This is a genomic window from Streptomyces sp. SJL17-4 (assembly GCF_036826855.1).
GTDB lineage: Bacteria > Actinomycetota > Actinomycetes > Streptomycetales > Streptomycetaceae > Streptomyces.
The window spans coordinates 8,070,545-8,089,761 of record NZ_CP104578.1; the positions used below are offsets into that span (position 1 = coordinate 8,070,545).

Below are 19,217 nucleotides of genomic sequence, written 5' to 3' on the forward strand. Positions count from 1 at the left end.
GGGTCGGTGGGAGGGAGCGCCGGGACGGGTCACGCGGCGGGCCAGGTCATGAAGCCGGTTCCGCGCAGGCCGCGCAGTCCGCTCCACAGGGAGTCGCGGGGCGGTCGTGGCCCCCGCGTCAGGCGGAGTACCGTGCGCAACAGCCGGTCCGGGGGCACGGCCGCCACCTCGGCGAACCGGCCGTCCGCCAGCCAGTCGGCCTCCCGCGCCCGCAGTGCGGCGGGCAGGGCGGCGAGGGCGGCGGGACCGGGCGCGGGGCCTCGGCCGGTGGGCAGCCGCAGGGCGGCGGCGTGCCGGGGCACCAAACCGAGGGACACCACCCGCACTCCGGGCGTCGGCCCCAGAGCGGCCCTCACCCGGGCCGGGAACGCGACCCCGGCCGTGCTCGCGTCGTGCAGGACGTACACGGTGGCGTCCTCGGCCCGCCGCAGGGAGGCGAGCAGCCGCGGGTCGAGCGGCAGGGCGTCCGTGGCGGCGAACACCGGGCAGGCCGCCTCCAGATGGACGTGGTTGGCGAGCAGCATCCCGGCGATCGAGCGGTCCTGGCAGAACAGCAGCCGGGGGAGCCCGTAGTCGTGGAGGTCGGGCTCGGAGGACTCGGACGACTCGTACGACTTCACCCGCACGGCCGGCTCGGGCAGCGGCGGCAGCAGTCCCGGTACGGTCTCCCGGCCGCGCTCCTCCAGGGCGCGGGTGAAGGCGGGCAACCGCAGGGCCGGGGCGGGGGTGCCGGGGATCCGGCCCCTCAGGAACGCGGTGCCGGGGCTCAGGGCACGGCAGGTCTCGTAGTACAGCTGGCGCTCGGTGAAGCGCAGCCCGCCGGGTGCGGCTGCGCGGGCAGCGGCCGCGGTGATCGCCCGGTCGACGACGCCGGCCATCGCCCGGTCGGCGAACCCGAGGGCGGGACGGCGGCCCGTGCGGGCGGCCTGACCGGCACGGGCGGTCCGGTCGGCATCGGCGGCCTGGCTCACGCGGGCGGTCCGGCCGACATCGGCGGTCCGGTCGACGGCGGTGGCCTGGCTCACGTCGGCGGTCCGGTCGACGTCGGTGGCCCGGTTGTTCCCCGCGGTCGGGCCGGTGTGCGGGGGCGGGAGGTGTCGCTGGCTCATCCGGCCGTGGCGCCTTTCGTACGGGACGGGCCGCCGGCCTGCGTCGGCTCCTCGGCCGGCCAGGTCAGGAAGCCGTCGGTGGAGCGGAGTTCGCCGGGGCGGGCGGACAGGGCCCGTGCCACGGCCGCAGTGACGACCGATTCCAGGCGGGGCGGGGGGACCGCGGCGAGCGGACTCCAACGGCCCCCGGCCAGCCACGCGGCGTCCTCCTCGGGCAGGCCCGCGACACAACGCAGGTCCGCCGCGTCCACGGCGGACGTGGTCGAGACCCGGTGCACGGCACCCCGTCGGGTCCGGACCGCGGCGACCGGGAGGCCGGCGTCCACCACGACGCGGTCCGGGTGGGCGAGGCGCAGGAGCGGTGCGAGCAGCGCCCCCAGGGCGCTCGCGTCGTGGAGGACCACCACCGGGAGCCCGGCGGGAGCGTCCGCCAGCGCTTCGTGCGCGGCGGCCGGTTCGGCCTGGACGAGCCGCGCCTTGAGCCGCGCGGGGATGCCGTTGACCCGGAGGAACACGGAGACCGCGTGATCGGTGCAGAGGATGACGGCCTCGGGGCGGCCGGTGGAGGATTCGCGGGGTGCGGGGGCGCGCGGGTCGTCGTTCACCACACCCGGTGGCAGTTGCTTGTACGCGGTCCGCCAGGAGCCGGTCATCAGCTGCCGGAACGTGGCCTCCGAGGGGCTGATGCTCCACCAGGCCTTGGCGGCGGGCCGGTACCGCATGACCGAGGCCACCACCACGACAGCGACGGCGGCGGTGGCGCCGATCGCACCCCATGGGCCGTGGACGAGATTGCCGACGACGAGGAGAAGAAGGGCGAGGGGCGCGGCGACCAGCCACCGGACGCCGGGCCGGATCCCGTGTGCGGGCTTCGCGTCCCAGGCGGAGCTGTAGATCCGGGAGAGATACCACAGCTGGGTGAGGGTCACCTTCAGCCGTCCGCCGTCGGTGGCGCGCTCGGCGACCCGCCGGATCCGCAGATCGTGCATGCCCCGGCCGTGGATCCTCGGGTCGAGTGCGAAGCGGCGGTCGCAGCGCGAACACACCTGCCCGGTCCGTTCCTTGGCCGCCAACTGGGCGGCGCAGTGAGGGCAGATCACGCCCCACCCACCGGGTCAGGTCCGGTCGGCTCGGGCCAGGTGAGGAAACCCAGGTCCGCGGCGCGCCGCCGTTCGGGGTCGACCCCGCGGGACACCTGCCCGGCGACCCGTTCGACGACCGAGAGCAGCCGGGCCGGTGGCAGTCCGACCAGCGGGAACCGCCAGCCCTGCCCGAGCCACTTCAGCTCCTCCGGGGTGTACGTGCCCAGGTCGGTGAGGAGCCGCAGGTCCGCCGGGCTCGGCTTCCGCCGCGGGTCGCGGTAGGGAACGGCCTGGGGCAGGGCCCGTACGGTGCGCAGCGGTGGTCCCACGTCGATGACCGTCCGGCCCGGCAGGGCGTCGCGGAGGTGCCGTACGAGCAGTTCGCCGGCCGCGTCGCAGTCGCGGAGCACGAGCACCGGGCCCTTCGACGGTACGGCCCCGGCCTCCGCGGCGCTCCGGACCACCGTGAGGCCGTGGCGGGCGGGCAGTCCGTCGGCGAAGAGGAACGCGACGACGGCGCGGTCGGGGCAGACCAGCACCCCGGTGGTGTCGGCCGCGTCCGCCGGGGCCGAGGCGCCGACGGTGGACCCCGTGGTGTCGAGCACACCCGGCGGCAGCGCCCCGTACACCGACCGCCACGGGGAGAGCGCCAGCGCGGGGAAGGCCTCCCGGCCGACCGGCGGGATGCCCGTGCCCGCCCCCATGGCCCGGGCCACGGTGATGCCCAGGCCGATGAGCAGCAGAGCTGCGGAGGCGATCAGCAGGACCGGCGCCTCGGCGAAGATGGCGATGACGGTGACGAAGCCGGCCGCCATGAACGCCCCGCCCAGGCAGCCCCGTCCGAACTCGCTGTCCCGGAGGCGCTTGCGGGAGAGGGCGTACCAGAGCTGGTCGGGGACGATCCCGATCCGGCCCCCGTCGGTGAGGGCGGTGGTGATCCGGCGTACCCGGAGGTCGTTGAGACGGAGCGGGTTGGTCTTGGGGTCAAGCGCGTAGGAGCGACTGCAGTGGCTGCAGCGGTTGCCGGTGCGTTCCTTGCGGAGCAGGTTGCGTTCGCAGTGCGGACAGATCACCTGGGCACCTCCAGTGCGGCCGCCACCCGGCGCAGCCGGGCGGCCAGCCGCTCGCGGACCGTGGTGGCGGCGATGCCGTGGACGCGCTGGGCACGCTCGATGTCGCGGAGCTCGGCGGCCAGGGCCCGGTAGTCGGTGAGGGTCTCGGCGGCCAGGGCGGTCCGGCCGCCGGCGGGGGTGCCGCCGGGGGACTCGGCCCGCCTCTCGGCCTCGGCCGCGGTGATCGCGTAGTCCTCGTGGTCGATGCCGTAGCCGGTGTTCGCCGCGACGATCGTCAGCGGGGCGTCTCCGCGGTTGGCGAAGGAGTGCGGCATCATCTCCGGGATCCGGATCAGCATGCCCGGTGCGAGCGGGACGTCGGTGACGCGCCCGCGTGCCTCGTCGTACAGTCCGCAGGCGGCATGGCCCAGGCTGAGGACGAAGTGCTCGCCGCCGTGCGCGTGCGGGGTGAAGGCGCTGCGCGGGCCCACCACCCCGAGCTTGACGGTGGCGTTCGACGGCCGGTCGGGCGAGGTCGCCGCGTCCCCGACCAGGTAGTGGGCGAACTGCCCGTCGTCGATGAACCGCAGGAACTCCCGCTCCGGTCCCAGCTCCCGGCTGCCCTCCCGGTCGGCGAGCAGGATGCTGCCGTCGGGCCTGAGGTGGTACAGCTCCACTCCACCGGGCAGCTCCCGCGCGACCCGGCCCGGTATGTCATCCGGTACCCGGGCCTGCGCTCGTACCTGTCGTACGGGTCGTACCGCCATCGCGCCTCCCCCTGACGCCCGTTGTGCGTGCTCACGCACAACCACCGCATGGTAGAGCGCTGTTCGGTAACAACGGGAGTCCTCGGGACCACTCTCAGGGGACTCGGAGGTGAACGCCCGTCGCTCCGTGGCACGCTGCGTCCCTGCTCAGCGCCCGCCCGCGCAGCACCACCGCTCAGCGCCGCCGGTCCGCCGCCCTCGTCGCCGCCGGTTCGCCGAGTGCCCCGGCCGCCGTCCGCCACGCCGCCGTGACCGCACCGTGGGCCAGCTCCGTCGCGGCGTTCACATCGGCGGGCAGACGCAGTGGCGCCCCGATGTGGACATGGAGACAAGGCCTCCGGACCGGCGCGGTGAGCACCCCGGCGATCTGCTTCACGCGCCCGCCCGACGTGATCCGGCGGGCTCCCGCCTGACCGATCGGCACGACCGGACACCCCGTGGCCTCGGCGAGCCGTGCGAGCCCCGTGCGGAAGGCCTCCGGCGGATTCTCGGCGGAGTCCGGCCGCGTCGGGATGCGGCCCTCCGCGTACAGCATCACGTGCCGCCCCGAGGCGAGTGCGACCGCCGCGTGGTCGAGGGCTGCGGCGGCGTGGGCCGAGCCGCGGTGGACGGGCACATGGCCCTCGCGGGTCAGGGCCCGGCCGAGCAGCGGGATCCGCCACAGCCCGGCGGTGGCGAGCAGGACCGGCTCGACGGCGAGCCGCTTGCGGAGCGCGGCGAGGACGAGTGCGGGGTCGGCCGTCGAGGTGTGGTTCACGACCAGGATGCTGCCGGGTTCGAGGCGGGCCCCGGGATCGGAGGTGACGGTCAGTCGTCCGAAGAACGGGACGACATGGGCGGCGAGACGGCTGAGCACGAAGGGCCCCCTGGCTCCGAGGACGAGGCGTTGACCCACCCATCGTGCGAGACCGCGCGTCCCCTCACATGAGCACGCGTACTCAGCTCCCGTACCCAAAGGCCATGAGTGCGGGGCGCGGTGGCGGGTGGCCTTGCGGGCCGGTCTAGGCTGATGACCGGACAGCCGGGGATCAGGGACAGTGCCAGGGCCAGGGGAGAGGGGGCGGACGGTGGGACGTTCGACGCGCCGGCTCGTGGCCCTGCTGCCCGCGATACTCTGCGCGGTCTGGTCCCTGCTCGTCCTTCCCGCGTCGACGGCGCAGCCGACGGACCACACGGCCGCGACCGGTCAGGCTCCGACCAGGACCGTGGCGCCCGCCGTGTCCCACGGTGCCGGACCCCGCGCCTCCGCTCCCGAGCCGCACTTCGCGCCCACCGCCGTCGTACGACTCCCCGCCGCCGTCGAGAACCCCGTGCGGCTCCCCGTCACACCCGCGGGGACGGTCACCGCTCCCGCCGACCTCTCCCTCCCGGCCCGCGGCGCCCTCGCCGGCGACCCCCGCCGGGAGCGCGCCCCGCCCGGCACGGCCCACGACCCGCGGGCCCCTCGCGGTCCTCCCTCCACCCGGCACAGCTGACGTTCTCCCGCGTCGCCGTCCGGGCCATCGGCATGCCCTCGGACCGGTCCACGACGCGCATCCACCCATACGTCCGGCACGGCCGGCGCGCGCTCCCACCCTCCGCGTGGACGAGCGCCGTCGCCGTGCGCCGCCCGTGGAGTAACCGTGTCCTCTCGTTCCACGATCTGGCGTGCGCTGCTCGCGCTCGCCGTCGTCGCCCTGTCCCTCTGGATCACCCTGACCACCCCGCCCCGCCTCGGACTCGACCTCCGCGGCGGGACCCGCATCGTCCTCCAGACCGAGGACGGACCCGCCGCCCGCGCCGACGCGGCGGCCACCGACCGCGCGCTGGAGGTGCTCCGCAAACGCGTCGACGGGCTCGGCGTCGCCGAACCCTCGCTGGCCCGCTCCGGCGAACGCCGCATCGTCGTCGAACTCCCCGGACTGCGCGACCCGCGCCAGGCCGCCGAGGTCATCGGCCGTACGGCCCAGCTCACCTTCCACGCCGTCACCGGCGAGGCGCAGGGCCCGGCCCGTCCCGCCGGATCGGGCAGTTCGAGCGGTCCGGACGGCCCGGCCCGTTCCGCAGAGCCGGCCGCGAAGAACGGCGGGGCACGCGTCCTCGCCGATCCCGACGCGCCCGGCCGCTTCCTCGACCTCGCCGCACCCGTACTCACCGGCGACGGCGTCAAGAGCGCCGAGGCCGTGCTCGACACCACGAGCGGCCGCGGCTGGACGGTCGACCTCTCCTTCCGCGACCGCGCCGCCGACACCTGGGCCAGGCTGACCGGCGCGGCCGCCTGCGCGGCGCCCGGAGACCCGGCCCGCAGGGTCGCGATCGTCCTCGACGACCGGATCGTCTCCGCGCCCGCCATGCAGACCGGCGTCCGGTGCGGCTCGGGCATCGGCGGCGGTTCCGCACAGATCACCGGCGGATTCTCCGCGCAGGAGGCCCGCGACCTCGCGGCCCTCGTCCAGGGCGGCGCCCTGCCCGTCCCCGTGACGACGATCGAGCAGAGCACCGTGGGCCCGACGCTCGGCGCCGAGGCGATCCGGGCCAGCGCCTGGGCCGCGGTGATCGGTCTCGCCTGCACCGGGATCTTCGTGATGGTGGTCTACCGGCTCCTCGGCGTCCTCGCGACCGCCGCGCTCCTCCTCTACGGACTGATCTCGTACGCCGCGGTGGTCGCCCTCGGCGCCACGCTCACCCTTCCCGGCCTCGCCGGATTCGTCCTCGCCATCGGCATCGCCGTCGACGCCAACGTCCTCGTCTTCGAACGCGCGAGGGAGGAGTACGCGGCCCTGGGCAGGGCCACGACCGGGCGCGATCTGCGGCGGCCGTTGACGACGGCGTTCGGCAAGGTGTGGAGCGCCGTCGCGGACTCCCATGTCACCACCCTGCTCGCGGCGGGCCTGCTCTTCGCCTTCGCCACCGGCCCCGTCAAGGGTTTCGGCGTGACCCTCGCGATCGGCGTCGTGACCTCCCTCCTCACCGCGATGGTGATCACCCGCCTCCTCGCCGACCTGACCCTGCGCCTGCCCGCCGTACGCCGCAGGCCGGCGGTCACCGGCATGGCGGGACTCGGGCGGCTGCGCACTCGGCTGACCCGGCGGGTCCCGCGCCTGATGGCCCACCGGCGCCGCTGGCTGCTCACCTGCGCCGGACTCCTGATGGTGGCCCTCGCCGGAATCGGCGTCCGGGGCGTCGAGTTCGGCGTCGAGTTCACCGGCGGCCGGGTCGTCCAGTACACGGCCGAGCGACCCGTCGACGCGGACGCGGCGCGCGCGGCGATCGCGACGGCGGGCTTCCCCGAAGCGGTCGTCCAGACGACCGGCGACAGCGATGTGTCGGTACGCGTCCGGGAGAGCGGGGACGGCGAACAGCGGGAGATCCGGGAGGCCCTCACCCGGGTCGCGGGCCCGGTGGAGGTCGAGCGCGACGACCTCATCGGCCCCAGTCTGGGCGGCGAGCTGCGCACCCACGCCCTGCTCGCGCTCGGACTGGCGGTCGCGGCCCAACTCCTCTATCTGACCGTACGGTTCCGCTGGACGTACGCGACGGCGGCGGTGGCCGCCATGGCCCAGGACGTACTGCTCGTGATCGGCCTGTTCGCCTGGCTCGGCAAGCCGGTGGACAGCGTCTTCCTGGCCGCGCTCCTGACCGTCGTCGGCTACTCGGTCAACGACTCCGTGGTCGTCCTCGACCGGCTGCGGGAGCTGCGGCGCCGCGGCGGAGGTGTTCCGCTCGCGGACCTCGCCGACCGGGCCGTCGCCCAGACCCTGCCCCGTACGGTCAACACCGGCATGGGCGCGCTCTTCGTCCTGGTGGCGCTCGCCGTCCTGGGCGGCGACTCGCTCACCGACTTCTCCGTCGCGCTGCTCGCGGGAGTCGTGCTCGGCATGGCGTCGACGGTGTTCACGGCGATGCCCCTGGCCGTGGCCCTGGAGACCGGGAACCCGGCGCCCGCCGCCGCATCGGGCGGCGGTTCCGGCTCCGGCACGCGGCAGCGGGCGGGCGGTGCCGGCGCGGACCGGGACCGCTCGGGTGCGGTGGTCTGACCCGGGCGAACCGAACGGCGACGGTCACCCGGATCCACCGCCCCGGACCGCCGGATCCGTCACCCCGACCCGTACGGCCTCCCCGTACGGGTCGGGGTGACGGGTCGCCCCTCCCGGTCAATGCCCCGCGAGCTCCGCCTCGATCAGGTCGGCGGCCCGGCTCGTGCCGCCCTCGCGGGCCATCGACTCCTGGATCTCCCGGGCGCGGCGCGCCACGTCGGGATCGGCGAGGAGTGCGAGCAGGTCCTTCCGCAGCCGCTCCGGGGTGACCTCGTCCATCGGCAGGTGCCGCGCCACGCCCAGGGCCTGGAGCATGTCGGCGTTCCCGAACTGGTCGACGGCCTGTGGGACGGCCACCATGGGCGTGGCCGTGGCCAGGCCCTCCTGGCTGCCGCCCGCGCCCGCGTGGGTCACGAAGGCGTCGGCCTGCCGGAGGATCGCCAACTGGGGTACCCAGGAGTGCACTTCGACGTTCGCGGGGACCTCGCCGAGCTCGGCCGGGTCCACGAACCTGCCGATCTGGAGGACGACATGCCAGCCGGGAAGCCCGGCGAACGCCTCCACGCAGTCACGGTAGAAACCGGGCAGCTTGGTGAAGGCGGAGCCGAGCGAGACCAGGACCACCTTCTCCGCGTCCGCCGGCCGCTCCCAGCCGCCCTGCTCGGCGCGCTCGCCCTGACAGGCACCGACGAAGGTGTAGACGGACTCGTCGACCCGGTCGGCCTGCGGCTGCAGCGCCTTCGGGATGAGTACGAGCGCGCGGCGCGGGCGGGCGACGAACCTGTCCGGGTCGGTGTCGAGCCCGTGCTCGGCGAGCCAGGCCTCGAACCGCGCGTAGTACGCCTTGCCACGCGGTGAGGCCTTGAGCTCGGCGGTCATCGGCTCGGCGACCTCCTCCTCGTACCCCTCCCACGGCACGAGGTTCGGCCACAGCGAGACCGCCGGCACTCCCCAGGTGTGGGCGAGGACGCGGGCCGGGTAGGCGGTGATGTCGTGCAGGACGAGGTCGGGCCGGTCGTCGTCGAAGGCCTCGGCGAGCTGCGGCAGCGCCTGCACGGCATCGCTCAGGAAGGGTTCGAGGTTGTCGATCAGTTCCGTTCCCCAGGCGTCCGGGTCGTCGTCGGTCGGCAGGGTCGAGGTGTAGACGACGGGCGTGGCTCCCGTCTCCGCGACCTTCTCGGCAAAGGACGCGGGGATGGCGTAACTGACGCGGTGGCCACGCGCGACGAGCTCGCGGATCACCTCCAGGCTCGGGTTCACGTGGCCGTGCGCGGCGATGGAGAACATGGCGATGTGCGCGGGGGACGCGGTGGTGGTCATGGCGACCACCCTATGTGAGACGAGACGTCTCGTCTAATCAGATGTCCGGGGCGCGGGGTCGAGGCCGGTTCCGGGCGGCCCGTCGGGGTCCAGGGCGGGAGCGGTCCAGTCGGCGTGTCGCAGGATGGCGCGGAGGGTCGCGCCGGACGGGGCCGCCCGGAGTGCGGCGTTGCGCAGGGTGACCGCGAGGGGGTGGGTGAGCTGCTGCCCCATACGGCCGGCCTGCCGGGCCGCGCGGGCGACGGACTGGCTGCGGGGGCGCCGTACGGAGTCGTACCGGGCGAGAGCGCCCTCGATGCCGGACGTCGCCGTGGCGGTGGAGCCGCCGGTCGTCGCGAGCGCGGCGGCCAGCGTGACCGCGTCCTCCAGGGCCTGGCAGGCGCCCTGGCCGAGGTTCGGGGTCATGGCGTGGGCCGCGTCACCGAGCAGGGCGACCCGGCCCGAGACGAACGTGGGCAGCGGGGCGGTGAGTTCGTGGATGTCGTGGTGCAGCACGGCCTCGGGCCGCGTGGCGGCGAGCAGCGCGGGGATGGGATCGTGCCAGTCCCCGAAGCGGTCTCGCAGATCGGCCAGTGGATCCGAAGGGCGCAGACCCGGGGGCGAGTTGAGTACGGCGTGCCACTCGGCGCGGCCGTTCGTGAACGCGATGTGCCCGAACTCGGTACCCCTGCCCCAGGTCAGCTCGAAGTCGGACGCCAGTGGTACGGGGGTGTCGGTGATCGCGCGGAGGACGGTGGAGCCGCTGTAGGCGGGGCCCGGGTGGCCGGGGAAGAGCTGGGCGCGAAGGCGGCTGTTGACGCCGTCGGCCGCCACGACCAGATCGGCCTCCAGGGAAGCTGCGGCCTCGTGCCCTTCACCGTCTGCTTTCCGGCTTCCCCGCCTGCTTCCGATGGTGAACACCCTCGCGCGGCACGGATCGGCGAGGTCCAGTGATGTCACCTCGGTCCCGACGACCACGCACTCGGCGGGCAGCGCCGCGCGCAGAATCCGGTGGAGCGCGGCGCGCGGGATGCCGACGATCGGCGTGCCGAGTTCTCGCTCCAGTGCCGTCCCGTCCATCCGGGCCAGCCAGCCACCGCCCGGGACGCGCGTGCCCCCGGTGTACTGCGGCCGCGCCGCCTCGCGTACCGCCTCGCCGACTCCGAGGGCGTCCAGGGCTCGGATGCCGTTGGCGTGCAGGGAGATGCCCGCGCCGGCGTCGTCGAGGGCGGGGGTGCGTTCGAGGACCGTCACCTCCCATCCGATCCGGCGCAGTCCGATCGCGGCGGCCAGTCCGCCGATGCCGCCGCCGACGACCACGGCGTTCCCGTTCCTCATGCCCAACCCCCCTTCCGGCGGCCGTCCGTCGGCCGCGCGACGAGAGCCCCTCCCGGCGGTTTCTACACCTGTAGAAGACACTCTCGACGAGGAAACGTACACCTTCCCTCTACAGGTGTAGAAAGGGGGGATGTCCACCACTCGACGTACGCTCCTCGCCGACACGGCCATCGACGTTCTCGCCGAACACGGCATGCGAGGGCTCACCCACCGTGCGGTGGACCGGGCCGCCGAACTTCCACCGGGCACCACGTCCGCGTACTGCCGCACACGCCAGGCGCTGCTCACCGCGCTCGTCCGGCGTCTGGTCGAGCTCGACCAGGCGGAGCTCCAGGAGGCGGGGGAGCGCACCCCGGTGCCGCGCGACGCCGAGGAACTCGTGGCCGGCCTTGTCGCCTTCGCCGAGCGGCGGCTCACCGGCGACGGGCGGCGCCGCTCGCTCGCGCGCTACGCCTGTGCTCTGGAGAGCGTGCACCACCCCGAGTTGCGGGAGATCCTCGTACCGCGCGACAACGCCGGCCGCCGGATCGTCCAGGACTTCCTGGCCGCGCGGGGGATCGCGGACGCCGACGAACGCACCGTCACATTGCTGACCTGCGTGGACGGTCTGGTCTTCGATCGCCTGGTCAACGGTGGCTCCGTGTCGGCCGGGGAGGTGGGGCGATTGGTCGCGGCCTCGACGCGCTGAGTTCACGATCGAGCCTCACCCTGGATGAGCTGTCCATGCCAAGATGTCGCCTGTCGAATCATGCCGCCCGACCCAGGGGACACAGTGAAGACACAGGTGTACGCCACCAGGGGCGCGCTCGCCCTCGCCGCCGCCCTCACGATGATCATCGCCCTGCCCAGCAGCGCGTTCGCCGCACCGCCCCCCGCCCTCCCGGCCAACGCCGACGGCCTGGAGCAGACCTTCCAGCCGGCCTACGACTACGACACGGACGGCTGCTACTCCACCGCCGCCATCGGACCCGACGGCACCATCAACGGCGGGCTCAACCCGTCCGGCGCCCTCAACGGCCAGTGCCGTGACTCCTGGGACCTCACCCAGACCAACGGCTACTCCCGCGCGAAGTGCAACAACGGATGGTGCGCGATCCTCTACGGCCTGTACTTCGAGAAGGACCAGGCCGTCATCGGCAGCAGCCTCGGGGGACACCGCCACGACTGGGAACACGTCGTGGTGTGGGTGCAGAACAACCAGGCGCAGTACGTCTCCACGTCCGCCCACGGCGACTTCGACACCTACGGCCGGAACGCGATCCGCTGGGACGGCACCCACCCGAAGATCGTCTACCACAAGGACGGCATCGGCACGCACTGCTTCCGCCCCGCCAACTCCAACGACGAGCCGCCCGAGAACCACCAGCACAGCTGGCAGTTCCCGAGCCTGGTCGGCTGGAACGGCTACCCGGCAGGTCTGCGCGACAAGCTCAGCCAGGCCGACTTCGGCAGCGCGGTGTTCGGCCTGAAGGACGGCAACTTCGCCCCCCACCTGGCCAAGGCCAAGCCGGCCGGCATCCCCTTCGACCCGTACGCCTGACCGGACACGGCACCGACTCCGGACTCCCGCTTCCGGACTCCGGACTCCCGCCTCCGGACTCCGGACTCCCGCCTCCGGACTCCCGGCGGACGGACGGCGGTTCGGTCCAGGTCCGTCCGCCGGCTCCGGCCCACGGGGAGTGCGAGGGTGGCCACCGCCGGCCCGTGGGTCATCGGCGTCTTTTCGGGACGACGCGGGCGCCCGCCCGCGTCTAGGGTCGGCCTATGAGCAACTCCCTGGCAGCAGCCGTCCTCACGCCCCCCGACCTGACCGAGGCGATACGCGCGGTGCGCGCCCTGCTGGCGGTCGCCGACCTCGACAGGGCCGAGGTGGACTTCGAGGCGGTCATCCACTCGCCGCAGGTTCTCCGCCGCGTCCAGGACGTGCTGCCCGGCGGCTTCGAGTGGTGGGCCTTCGGCGAGACCGCCGAGGGCTCCTCGAAGGCGGGGGACGACCCGGCGGCCTGCCTGCCGATCAGACTGTTCGAATGGGGACGGCCGTTGGACCGCGCCGAACCGTTCATCGCCGCCCTGGCCGGCACCGCCGCCGCCGTCCGCTGGGACCTGAACGGCTGGCCCGAGGTGCCCGAGGCGGGACTGGAGGCCGTCTCCCAGAAATACGCCTACCTCACCCTCACGGTGAACTCCAGGGACCTCTGTCAGGACGAGCCCTCACAGGACCACACCGTCCATGTGCACACGAGCCGGGGCGACGACGGCGGCCGCGTCGAATGGCTCGCGGCGTGCGTGGGGAGCACCCCCACCGGCCGGGTGGAAATGGCCTTCCTCTAGCGGACCTTGCCCAGCCTGACCTGCCTCGACGCCCCGGAATCCGGCATGGGACCATGCAGTGGCCCCGGGGGCGGGCGGGCCGCCCGATCGGGCGGGCGTGATGCGAGGAGCGCGGTGTGAGTTCGGGTGGGGACCGGGGCGATTCGTCCGTGCCGGACGACGTGTGGGAGCAGTTCCTGCGGGATTCCGTGGAAGGCGTCGCCGACGCACCCAAGGAGCCGTCGGCGCGGGCCCGGGTCGTGACGGAGCGGCTGCGCGACGCGCCTGCGGGCAACGACGGCTGGCGTACGTACACGCCCGCCCCGGCGCGACGGAAGAAGGGCCGGTACCTGGTCGGGCTGCTCGCCTCCGTGGCGCTGCTGGTCGTGGCGTTCGACCCGTGGAACATGATCGGCGCGTCCGACGCGGACGGGGCGTCCGGACCGCCGCTCGCCCAGGAGTCGGGGCGCCCGACCGGCGCGCCGCCCGTGGAGCCGGCCCGACTCCCCACGCTCGCCGAGCCGTTCAGGGGCTCGCCCGCCGTGCGCTGGGCGGACGGCACGGCCGGGATCACCGTCCCCGCCGCCCGCGCGACCGGGTGGATGAGCAAGGCGCAGGTGGAGAAGGCACTCCGGCAGACGCGCGACTTCCTCGCCGCGTCGAGCCTGGACCCGGCCGTGCTGCGCGGTGAGCGCCCCACCAAGGCGATCGCCCTGATCAATCCGCACCAGAAGGACGTCAAGGACTATCTGGCCGCCGCGTTCGGCACCCCGACCGAGGAGAACGACCCGCTCCTCCTCTTCAGCCGATTCGACTCCTCGTACGCGCGCGTGGCCGGCGACGTCGTCAAGACCCGGGGCCGGATGACGTTCCTGGAGGGCGACCGTGGCGCCCTCCAGGTGACCACCGACGTCACCTACGTCTATCCGGTCGTACGGGCCGGGGCCGGCAGCGACGAGGTCGTGCGCACGATCGCGCGGCGCGAGGTCGTGGTGAACTGGGACGACCCCTCGAAGATCATCACCGAGCCGGGCACGCTCTCCCTCGTCTCGTACAAGGTCGACATGACCAACGGCGGCTGCGACACCTTCACCGGCTACTTCACTCCGGAGTTCGGCACGCGAGGGTCGGACACCGGAGCGACCGGCGGTGAGGCCGTCGACCCGTACGACCGCAGCGAGCCGATGTTCGGCGGGACGGGGAGCCAGGACGGCGGGTGCAGGACCGCGTCGCGCTCCTGACCCCCGGCGCCGGCCGCGCTTCGTCCGCACCCGCACCTGGTCCGTGCCCGCGCCCCGTCCGCAGTCCCCACGTTCCTGGCCGCCTCTCCATGGTCACGGGCGCCCGGGGCGGGCACGATGGGGGCCACCGCAGCGGGGCCACCCGAGCGCGCCGACAGGAACCGGAAGGGAAACGTCACCCCATGCCCCAGCACTACGGCGACTACCAGCACGAGATCTACTTCGACGGGCTCTTCGGCGTCCTGCCCACACAGCCGATGACCTTCGCCGAACTGGAGTCGAGGGCGCGGGCCGCGCTCTCGCCCTCGCTGTGGTCGTACGTGGCGGGCGGCGCGGGTGACGAGTCCACGCAGGAGGCCAACGTCACGGCCTTCCGCGGCTGGGGGCTCGTGCCGCGCATGATGGTCGGCGCGGCCCAGCGCGACCTGTCCGTCGACCTGTTCGGGCTGAAGCTGCCGTCCCCGCTGTTCATGGCGCCGGTCGGCGTGATCGGTCTCTGCGCCCAGGACGGGCACGGCGACCTGGCGACCGCCCGCGCCGCCGCCCGTACCGGCGTGCCGATGATCGCCTCCACGCTCACCGTCGACCCGATGGAGGACGTCGCCGCCGAGTTCGGCGACACACCGGGCTTCTTCCAGCTGTACACGCCCACCGACCGCGACCTCGCGGAGAGCCTCGTACGCCGTGCCGAGGCCGCCGGATTCAAGGGCATCGTCGTCACGCTCGACACCTGGATCACCGGCTGGCGGCCACGTGACCTCGCCACCGGCAACTTCCCCCAGCTGCGCGGACACGCGCTCGCGAACTACACCTCCGACCCCGTCTTCCGCGCCCGCCTCGCCAAGAGCCCCGAGGAGGACCCGCGCGCCGCCGTCCTGGAGTGGGTGGGCATCTTCGGCAAGCCGCTCGTCTGGGACGACCTGGCCTGGCTGCGCTCGCTCACCGACCTGCCGATCGTCCTGAAGGGGATCTGTCACCCCGAGGACGTCCGCCGCGCGAGGGACGGCGGCGTGGACGGCATCTACTGCTCCAACCACGGCGGTCGCCAGGCCAACGGCGGCCTGCCCGCCCTGGACGCGCTGCCCGGCGTGGTCGCCGCCGCCGACGGGCTTCCCGTGCTCTTCGACTCGGGGGTCCGCAGCGGCGCCGACGTCGTCAAGGCGCTCGCCCTCGGGGCCACGGCGGTGGGGGTCGGCCGCCCGTACGCGTACGGACTCGCCCTCGGCGGCGCCGACGGCATCGTGCACGTCCTCCGCTCCCTCCTCGCCGAGGCCGACCTGATCATGGCTGTCGACGGCTACCCGACGCTCGCCGACCTCCGCGCGGACGGCGCGCTGCGTACGCTCCGGCGTTAGGGGCGCGTGCAGGACGACCTCGTGCCGACGTCTCCCGCGCACACGGACGCCCGGCGGAGGAGGCCGCGACGCCCGTACACTCCACACGTCCGGTTCGGCGGTCTTCGGGAGGCGATGTGGCGGGCGACGGCACCCGGTTCGGCAGGGAGTGGCGGCTCGACCTCTGGACGTCGCTGCTGTTCGGAGCGGTGTACGCGGGCGCGTTGTTCCTCATCGTGACGGGCTTCACCGTGGAACCGAGCGGCTGCGGCGGCCGCTTCGACTCCGCCTGCGCAGGCGGGACGTACGCGCGCCTCGGCGTCGGTTTCGGGCTCGTCCTCGTCGTGGCGCCGCTGCTGCACAAGGTCGTGCCGAGTGTCCCGTACGAGAAGGGCGTCGGCCGGGCGACGGGCGTCGCCGCCCTGCTGTTCGGGGCGGCGGCGGGTATCGCCCTGGCGGCGCTGGCCGCGCACGCACTGGCGCCCGAAGCGGTCGGTGCCTGAGCCGGTGACACCGTCGGACAGTCTCCTCCGGGCCCTGCACGCACCCGCCGATCCGCCCCTGCGGCCGCTCCCGTCCGGGGTGGCGGAGCTCCTCGAGTCCCTCGACGCGCCGCCGCGACTGGCCGCCCACCTACGGGCCGTGCACGACGTCGCGGTCCACCTGGTCGACTGGCTGGAGCAGCGCTGTCCGGGCCTCGAAGTGAACCGCGCGGCCGTTCTCTTCGGTGCGGCCACCCACGACATCGGCAAGGCCGTGCACGTCGCCGAGCTGTCCGGGCCCGGCTCGGCGCACGAGGAGGCAGGGCGGGCACTCCTCCTCGCCCACGGGTTCAGCCCGTCCCTGGCCCGTTTCGCCGGCACCCACGCCTCCTGGACGGCACCCGGGACGACGCTCGAGGACCTGCTGGTGAGCACGGCCGACAAGGTGTGGAAGAACAAGCGCGTCCCTGAGCTCGAAGACCTGGTCCTCGCGCGGCTGACGGAGGCGTCGGGCGGTGAGCGGTGGGAGGAGTACCTCGCACTCGACGACCTCCTCGGAGGCATCGGCGACGGCGCCGATCACCGGCTCGCCTTCCAGGCGGCCTTCCCGGTGTCCGCGTAGCCCGGCGGTACGGCCCACCGGCCCCGCGACCGCCGCCCGAAGCGCAGCTTCCACGGGGTGAGGGCGGATTCGAGCTGCACTCCCAGGGGGTAACTCCCCGATCACCACGAACCGTTCGGCCCGTGCCGACGGCAATCGCAGCAGAGCCGCGGAAGGCCCATGTCTCATCGGGACAGCTGCTCGCGTGCGGCGGCGGCGAACGAGTGGTCCTGCTCCGGGGCGCCGCCGCCGACGCCGATGGCGCCGATGAGGCGGCCTTCGCGGTGGATCGGCAGACCGCCGGCGATGAAGAGCAGCGGTCGGTCGAGGGCGGTGGGCAGTGAGTGGAACGGGCCGTCGGGCTTGACGAGGTCGACCAGGTCGGCGGTGGGGGCGTTGAGCTGGAGGGCGGTGTACGCCTTGCGGGTGCTGGTCTCGCCGGAGATCAGGACGGCGCGGTCGTCGCGGCGGAAAGCGAGGAGGTGGCCGCCGGCGTCGAGCACGGTGATGCTGACGGTGACCCCGGCGTCCTCGGCGGCGCGGCGGGCGGTGGTGACCAGACTCTCGGCCTCGGTGGTCGTGAGCGGGGTGACGGCGGTGGTGTGCATGGTGCTTCTCCTTGGGGGGATGTACAGCGGCGGGGGAGGGGGGTCAGTGGTGTACGGGGATACGGGCATCGGTGCCGGTGCCGGTGCCGGTGTCGCCGGCGACCGCATCGGCGCCGGCGGTCGCGGGGGCCCGGCGCTCCAGGGCGGCGGACCAGAGGGCGAGGCCGAGAGCGGCGGCCGCGAGAGCGGCGCCGACCCAGTTGGGTGCGGTGTAGCCGAGGCCGGCGGCGATGACGAGGCCGCCGAGCCAGGCGGCGAGGGCGTTGCCGAGGTTGAAGGCGCCGATGTTGACGGCGGAGGCCAGGGTCGGCGCGCCGTGGGCCTGGTCGAGGACGCGCTTCTGCAGCGGCGGGACGGTGGCGAAGCCGAGCGCCCCGACGAGGAGGATGGCGATCGCGGCGAGGACCTTGTCGTGGGCGAGCACGGTGAACAGCGCGAGGACGACCGCGAGCCCGCCGAGGGCGGCGTACAGCAGCGGCATCAGCGCGCGGTCGGCGTACCGGCCGCCGATCAGGTTGCCGAGGAACATCCCGACGCCGAAGAGGACGAGCAGCCAGGTGACGGCGCCGTCGGAGTAGCCGGCGACCTCGGTCATCATCGGTGCGATGTAGGTGATCGCGGCGAAGACGCCGCCGAAGCCGAGCACGGTCATCGCCATGGCGAGCAGCACCTGCGGGTTGCGGAACGCCTTCAGTTCCCGGCGCACGTGGGCCCCCTCGGGGCGGGGCATGGCGGGCACGAGCTTGGCGATGCCGAGCAGCCCGACCACACCGAGCGCGGCGACGACGGCGAAGGTGGTGCGCCAGCCGACGGCCTGCCCGATGAAGGTGCCGAGCGGCACGCCGACGATGTTGGCGACGGTGAGGCCGGTGAACATGGTGGCGATCGCGCCGGCCTTCTTGTCGGGGGCGACGAGGCCGGCGGCGACGACGGACCCGATGCCGAAGAACGAGCCGTGCGCGAGTGAGGCGATCACGCGCCCGGTCACCATCACTCCGAAGCTCGGGGCGATCGCGGAAAGTATGTTGCCGACCACGAACAGTCCCATGAGCAGCATGAGCATCCGCTTGCGGCTCACCTTGCTGCCGAGGACGGTCAGCAGTGGCGCGCCGACGACGACGCCGAGCGCATAGCCCGTGACGAGCAGGCCGGCGGTGGGGATGGAGACGCCGTAGTCACCGGCGATCTCGGGGAGCAGCCCCATGACGACGAACTCGGTCGTGCCGATTCCGAATGCCCCGACTGCCAGGGCGAGGAGTGCGAGCGGCATGGCTCACCCCTTCTGGATTGCTTGAGTGGGCTGATTACGTGCTGCCACAATAATTGCAAGCGCGCTATAAACGCAAACGCGGATTGCATGCATCCATCGGGGGTGTGGTGGTGCGGAGGTCTGCCCATACGGGGCTGTCGGAGGGCCAGGGCTCTTGAGGGGTGCGTTGTCGAGGGGCCTGTAGCGACCGCCTACACGGACCGTGATGGACCTCGTCGCGGACGTTGAAGCCGTCGGAGCGGAGCTGGGCGACCAGCAGCGCGGCGATCGTGACGTGCAGGTCCTTCGGCCGAGCCTCGCCGCCGGTGACCGAGGTGAACGCGTGGTCGGCGCCGGTCCAGGAGACCGCAGACCGAGCAGGGAGGCCGGTTCGGGCTCCGGCTCCAGCGCTGCGAGGTGCAGCCGGCCCGGTCCACGCCGTACGGGGCGAGTCGGGTGGTGATGAGGCGGCGCAGGTCGGCGTCGGAGACAGGAGGCAGGGCCACCGTCGGGCGGCCGTCGGCCAGGTCGCATCGGATCTGTTCGCCGGCGTAGGCGTGCCGATGGACGTCAGGGCGCCGACGACCGCGCGCCGGGTGGAGTCGAGGTGGAGGGGAACCTTGGAGGGCTTGCCGATGTCCCTCAGGGGCAGCGCCGGCAGGACGGCTTATGGCGAGGCCGTACGCCTGGCGGCTGCGCCGGCGCGGCCGCCGGCCTCGCGGCCCTCGG

18 protein-coding genes are annotated in these 19,217 nt (G+C 73.8%); 9 read left to right on the plus strand and 9 right to left on the minus strand.

Annotation, left to right across the window (positions count from 1 at the left end; all coding sequences use genetic code 11):
• Nucleotides 1-29 precede the first annotated feature (29 nt).
• The 5 genes from N5875_RS36215 to N5875_RS36235 form a co-directional block, all read right to left on the minus strand.
• Nucleotides 30-1,109, minus strand: coding sequence for a hypothetical protein (locus N5875_RS36215; RefSeq protein WP_338498566.1), 1,080 nt, complete (start codon nt 1,107-1,109; stop codon nt 30-32).
• The gene (locus N5875_RS36220) at nt 1,106-2,209 is read right to left on the minus strand and encodes a hypothetical protein (protein ID WP_338498568.1); all 1,104 of its coding nucleotides are present in this window, start codon (nt 2,207-2,209) and stop codon (nt 1,106-1,108) included. Before N5875_RS36220 ends, N5875_RS36215 begins: the two co-directional genes overlap by 4 nt.
• The gene (locus tag N5875_RS36225) at nt 2,206-3,264 is read right to left on the minus strand and encodes a hypothetical protein (RefSeq protein WP_338498569.1); all 1,059 of its coding nucleotides are present in this window, start codon (nt 3,262-3,264) and stop codon (nt 2,206-2,208) included. Before N5875_RS36225 ends, N5875_RS36220 begins: the two co-directional genes overlap by 4 nt.
• Nucleotides 3,261-4,010: a cupin domain-containing protein gene (locus N5875_RS36230; RefSeq protein ID WP_338498571.1), complete on the minus strand. Its 750-nt coding sequence runs from the start codon at nt 4,008-4,010 to the stop codon at nt 3,261-3,263. Before N5875_RS36230 ends, N5875_RS36225 begins: the two co-directional genes overlap by 4 nt.
• A gap of 175 nt (nt 4,011-4,185) precedes the next feature.
• Nucleotides 4,186-4,866, minus strand: a complete 681-nt coding sequence (locus N5875_RS36235; RefSeq protein ID WP_338498573.1) for a lysophospholipid acyltransferase family protein — start codon at nt 4,864-4,866, stop codon at nt 4,186-4,188.
• Nucleotides 4,867-5,077: 211 nt separating this feature from the next.
• Here N5875_RS36235 and N5875_RS36240 point away from each other — a divergent pair, with 211 nt between their 5' ends.
• Both N5875_RS36240 and secD read left to right on the plus strand, forming a co-directional pair.
• A complete protein-coding gene (locus tag N5875_RS36240; RefSeq protein ID WP_338498574.1) occupies nt 5,078-5,485 on the plus strand; it encodes a hypothetical protein in 408 nt (135 codons plus the stop codon).
• A 147-nt stretch (nt 5,486-5,632) separates the two neighbouring features.
• A complete protein-coding gene (gene secD / locus N5875_RS36245; protein WP_338498575.1) occupies nt 5,633-8,026 on the plus strand; it encodes a protein translocase subunit SecD in 2,394 nt (797 codons plus the stop codon).
• Nucleotides 8,027-8,143: 117 nt separating this feature from the next.
• On the opposite strand, the gene mgt is transcribed toward secD, so the two are convergent.
• Nucleotides 8,144-9,346, minus strand: coding sequence for a macrolide-inactivating glycosyltransferase (mgt, locus tag N5875_RS36250; protein WP_338498577.1), 1,203 nt, complete (start codon nt 9,344-9,346; stop codon nt 8,144-8,146).
• Nucleotides 9,347-9,379: 33 nt separating this feature from the next.
• On the minus strand, nt 9,380-10,663 hold the full coding sequence (locus tag N5875_RS36255; protein ID WP_338498578.1) for an FAD-dependent monooxygenase: 1,284 nt from the start codon (nt 10,661-10,663) through the stop codon (nt 9,380-9,382).
• 130 nt (nt 10,664-10,793) lie between these two features.
• Between N5875_RS36255 and N5875_RS36260 the strand changes: the two genes are divergently transcribed.
• From N5875_RS36260 to N5875_RS36290, 7 genes are all read left to right on the plus strand, one after another.
• Entirely contained in the window at nt 10,794-11,351 is a 558-nt protein-coding gene (locus N5875_RS36260) for a TetR family transcriptional regulator C-terminal domain-containing protein (protein ID WP_318211681.1), read from the plus strand.
• Between the two features lie 141 nt (nt 11,352-11,492).
• Entirely contained in the window at nt 11,493-12,203 is a 711-nt protein-coding gene (locus N5875_RS36265; protein ID WP_338499368.1) for an NPP1 family protein, read from the plus strand.
• Between the two features lie 224 nt (nt 12,204-12,427).
• Nucleotides 12,428-12,994 (plus strand): hypothetical protein, encoded by a 567-nt coding sequence (locus N5875_RS36270; RefSeq protein WP_338498580.1) that lies wholly within the window; start codon nt 12,428-12,430, stop codon nt 12,992-12,994.
• Between the two features lie 116 nt (nt 12,995-13,110).
• Nucleotides 13,111-14,214 (plus strand): hypothetical protein, encoded by a 1,104-nt coding sequence (locus N5875_RS36275; RefSeq protein ID WP_338498582.1) that lies wholly within the window; start codon nt 13,111-13,113, stop codon nt 14,212-14,214.
• A 182-nt stretch (nt 14,215-14,396) separates the two neighbouring features.
• On the plus strand, nt 14,397-15,569 hold the full coding sequence (locus N5875_RS36280) for an alpha-hydroxy-acid oxidizing protein (protein WP_318211684.1): 1,173 nt from the start codon (nt 14,397-14,399) through the stop codon (nt 15,567-15,569).
• Nucleotides 15,570-15,685: 116 nt separating this feature from the next.
• A complete protein-coding gene (locus N5875_RS36285) occupies nt 15,686-16,051 on the plus strand; it encodes a hypothetical protein (protein WP_318211685.1) in 366 nt (121 codons plus the stop codon).
• Nucleotides 16,052-16,055: 4 nt separating this feature from the next.
• Entirely contained in the window at nt 16,056-16,652 is a 597-nt protein-coding gene (locus N5875_RS36290) for an HD domain-containing protein (RefSeq protein ID WP_318211686.1), read from the plus strand.
• A gap of 164 nt (nt 16,653-16,816) precedes the next feature.
• Here N5875_RS36290 and N5875_RS36295 read toward each other — a convergent pair whose 3' ends face one another.
• Both N5875_RS36295 and N5875_RS36300 read right to left on the minus strand, forming a co-directional pair.
• On the minus strand, nt 16,817-17,239 hold the full coding sequence (locus tag N5875_RS36295) for a heme-binding protein (protein WP_318211687.1): 423 nt from the start codon (nt 17,237-17,239) through the stop codon (nt 16,817-16,819).
• A gap of 43 nt (nt 17,240-17,282) precedes the next feature.
• Nucleotides 17,283-18,509, minus strand: a complete 1,227-nt coding sequence (locus tag N5875_RS36300; RefSeq protein ID WP_338498587.1) for an MFS transporter — start codon at nt 18,507-18,509, stop codon at nt 17,283-17,285.
• Nucleotides 18,510-19,217: the final 708 nt, after the last annotated feature.

What these genes read in the sequence shown, in the direction of transcription:
- N5875_RS36215 (WP_338498566.1), bottom strand. Translation starts at nt 1,109, where the DNA reads ATGAGCCAGCGACACCTCCCGCCCCCGCACACCGGCCCGACCGCGGGG.
- N5875_RS36230 (WP_338498571.1), bottom strand. Translation starts at nt 4,010, where the DNA reads ATGGCGGTACGACCCGTACGACAGGTACGAGCGCAGGCCCGGGTACCG.
- mgt (WP_338498577.1), bottom strand. Translation starts at nt 9,346, where the DNA reads ATGACCACCACCGCGTCCCCCGCGCACATCGCCATGTTCTCCATCGCC.
- N5875_RS36255 (WP_338498578.1), bottom strand. Translation starts at nt 10,663, where the DNA reads ATGAGGAACGGGAACGCCGTGGTCGTCGGCGGCGGCATCGGCGGACTG.
- N5875_RS36260 (WP_318211681.1), top strand. Translation starts at nt 10,794, where the DNA reads ATGTCCACCACTCGACGTACGCTCCTCGCCGACACGGCCATCGACGTT.
- N5875_RS36265 (WP_338499368.1), top strand. Translation starts at nt 11,493, where the DNA reads ATGATCATCGCCCTGCCCAGCAGCGCGTTCGCCGCACCGCCCCCCGCC.
- N5875_RS36270 (WP_338498580.1), top strand. Translation starts at nt 12,428, where the DNA reads ATGAGCAACTCCCTGGCAGCAGCCGTCCTCACGCCCCCCGACCTGACC.
- N5875_RS36280 (WP_318211684.1), top strand. Translation starts at nt 14,397, where the DNA reads ATGCCCCAGCACTACGGCGACTACCAGCACGAGATCTACTTCGACGGG.
- N5875_RS36295 (WP_318211687.1), bottom strand. Translation starts at nt 17,239, where the DNA reads ATGCACACCACCGCCGTCACCCCGCTCACGACCACCGAGGCCGAGAGT.
- N5875_RS36300 (WP_338498587.1), bottom strand. Translation starts at nt 18,509, where the DNA reads ATGCCGCTCGCACTCCTCGCCCTGGCAGTCGGGGCATTCGGAATCGGC.